This is a genomic window from Cyclobacterium sp. SYSU L10401, assembly GCF_010993705.1.
GTDB lineage: Bacteria > Bacteroidota > Bacteroidia > Cytophagales > Cyclobacteriaceae > Cyclobacterium.
The window spans coordinates 1-2,741 of sequence record NZ_WOFO01000021.1 but is presented as its reverse complement, the minus strand read 5'-3'; the positions used below and the strand labels follow the sequence as shown (position 1 = coordinate 2,741).

Sequence of the window (2,741 nt, the reverse complement as noted above, 5' to 3'; positions counted from 1 at the left end):
AATAACCGACTGCATAATAAGAGCCGTATGAATTGAGAGGTTCACGTACGGTTCTGTGAGAGGTTTAGGGGTGGGATTCCCCTTTACCTACTCGACTAGGTTTCGTTATTTCTGTTCTAGTTTTATTTTATTCATCAACCTTATTCCAGAGTCTGAATCGTGAGAAGGTAAAAAAACTAAGTTATTATTTTTAGCATAGGTTTTAATTTTCTCAAATGTTTTTTTTGATTCTTTGTAATTTACATTGATTCCAGGCAAGTCGTTTTCTAATAATTGCCGTTGATTATAACATACATCTCCTGCGAATAAAATATCACATTCATCTGTTTTGAATAAGACCGATGAATGATTCTTAGTATGTCCATTTGTAGGAATTAGTAATAAGTCCTCAGATTTTGTCAATGGATAAGCTTCTTCAAAGATTTCCAGATTGTCCTTTTGATATTTGACTGTTTTGGGTTTGAACCACTTTGGAATAAGTTCAGGGAAATGACCTGAAGGATGCATATATTCCTGTTCATTTATAATTATTTCAACGTTCTTAAAATCTTTAATTCCGTCTGTATGGTCAATATGTAAATGCGTTAGTACCACATTTTTTATACTATCATTCGCTATTCCAAGTTTACGAAGTTGAAATCCAATTTCATTTTCTTTTGAAACCTCAAACATGAAATTTCGCTTGCTATATTTCATAACAAGTTTTCCGGCAGGAATTAAATAATCTGGATTCATTACATCAGCATTTTCTCCAGTATCAATAACAATTATTCCTTCTGGATGCTCTATTGCCCATGTCCAAATAGGCATAAACTCCGTAAAATTCTTGTCTAATGAAATTTTAATCGGCGTCAAAAAATGGGCAGTTCGATTCGATCTGTGTGCCTGTTTTACAGCAACTGAACCAGTTTGTATAGCATGAATTTTTACTTCTTTGCCATTGCATTTTACCGTAGTGGTTTGTGTTTTTAACAGGTGTATACTTTCATTTAACTTTGTATCTTTTGAATTGGCTTGAAATAAATGGGTCAAGTCTTTATTTGTTTGAGAAAAGTGACTGATTGGTATCATACCTAGTAAAGCAGTACTTCCAGTTGATTTGTTAATGCCTCTTCTTTGCATAATTATTGTTTTTATTTTGTACAAAGTTGAGTGGATTAAATCGCAAATCTTTTTACCAATGTTAAAAAATCAATTTTGCCCTCTTACTCGACTTAAAGTTACCTGTGTCATACCTAAGTAGGATGCCAAATCTCCTAAAGAAATCCTGTTTATACAGTTAGGAAATTGAACTAAAAACTTATCATATCTCTCTCTGGCACTCTCAAATTGCATTGAGTTTATGCGATCCTGCAGTTGAACCAATGCCATAATAGATAATTGTCTTCCAAGTCTTTCCATATCATGGTATTTTGCGAATAGTTTTTCCAAATCAGAATAGGAAATTCCAATCAATTCTGAGTCCTCCATAAGCTGAACAAAATGTTTACTAGGCTGATGTGTTAGAAAGCTTGTTACCGAGGTCAACAAATTACCTTCATCACTAATCCAGTCAATAAGCTCTTTTCCGTCTTTTAAGTAGTATACTTTTCCAATCCCTGTTTTTACAAAATAGAGGTATTGAGATACTTGTCCAGCTTTAACTAAAAAGTGCCCTTTCGGGAAATTGAAATTTTTGCACATTGAAACGAATTCCAAAGAACTTTCTTCCCCAAGTGCAGATATACCTTTTAGATATGAAATAAATTTTTCCATTTATTGAATGATTTCAGAATTAGGTAAATGAAACCTAACGGTCTTGTATATGAAAAGCAGCAAATTTGCGCTTGTTTTTTTTAGTCAAAAACAAAGATAGCAGAAAAGAACCAAACACTAGATTTAGCTCTTGACTGCTATTTTTTATATACTTTGTGTGTGCCTTGAATGGTGAATATAGGTCAAAAAGCTGACCGTTCCAACGGGTGAAAAGCCTGTGCCGATCTTTCGGTATCCCTTAAGCGCGGGGGTAACCCTGACTGGGTCAGGGCAGGCTGTCCCGAAGCCAAGCAAGTGGCAAGCTGGTTTGCCGTGAGGCATGCAGTGAAGCCCTGAAGACTCAGGATATCCTATAAGCCAGACTGCGGTGTCTGTCTGTACTGACGAACAGAAACCATATACTGAGGCCAAGAGGTCGGATGAGGTGGCACATCACTCCGAAGTCCCAACCTTCCGAAAGGAGGGAAGCACCGAACTGGTAGATATGGCAGGAATAGGCACAAGGATATTCACCTTACCGAGGGAGATCTCTGGATGTCGGGAACATCCAAGAGAAGTCAGCCGAGGTCATAGTAGTTACCGGGAACGAGCTGTAAGAGCTACAGAGGTCTCACTGGGTAGCGAAGGACTGAACATTGGATTATGTCCAAATTTGATGGGGAGCACCGTATTGGGGCAGCCTCATCTTAAGCAGGGCCGAGCGTTAAGAAAAAGTCCCTTTGGACATTTTTAGCGAGGGGCCAGGCAGCGGGCTGCAACCAGAAAAGGAGGATGGGCAGTAGCTCAGAGTCCGATTCTGATCACGACTATCACTTTGTCACGCCTTAGAAGAAAGGGATACGAATCCATGCTTTCCTATTACCTCAAATATAATCCAGTGAACTGGTACTGAGCGTTAAGAAATCTTTTTGTAAAAGATTTTAGCGAAGGGCCGGGATGCAGGGGAGCTACGAGATCCGTACGCTCGGTGGTGTGTGAGGCGCTCC

At 38.5% G+C, this 2,741-nt stretch carries 2 protein-coding genes; both read right to left on the bottom strand.

The genetic code is table 11. The features are described 5' to 3' along the window. Positions 1–105: 105 nt before the first annotated feature. Positions 106–1,146 carry an N-acyl homoserine lactonase family protein gene (locus tag GL182_RS23995; RefSeq protein ID WP_163382593.1) on the bottom strand — a complete coding sequence of 347 codons (1,041 nt, stop codon included), beginning with the start codon at positions 1,144–1,146 and terminating at the stop codon, positions 106–108. Positions 1,147–1,191: 45 nt separating this feature from the next. Then, the gene (locus GL182_RS23990; RefSeq protein ID WP_163382591.1) at positions 1,192–1,755 is read right to left on the bottom strand and encodes a Crp/Fnr family transcriptional regulator; all 564 of its coding nucleotides are present in this window, start codon (positions 1,753–1,755) and stop codon (positions 1,192–1,194) included. Positions 1,756–2,741 lie beyond the last annotated feature (986 nt).

Coding starts and splice junctions, on each gene's coding strand:
- GL182_RS23990 (WP_163382591.1), bottom strand. CDS start 1,755: ATGGAAAAATTTATTTCATATCTAAAAGGTATATCTGCACTTGGGGAA.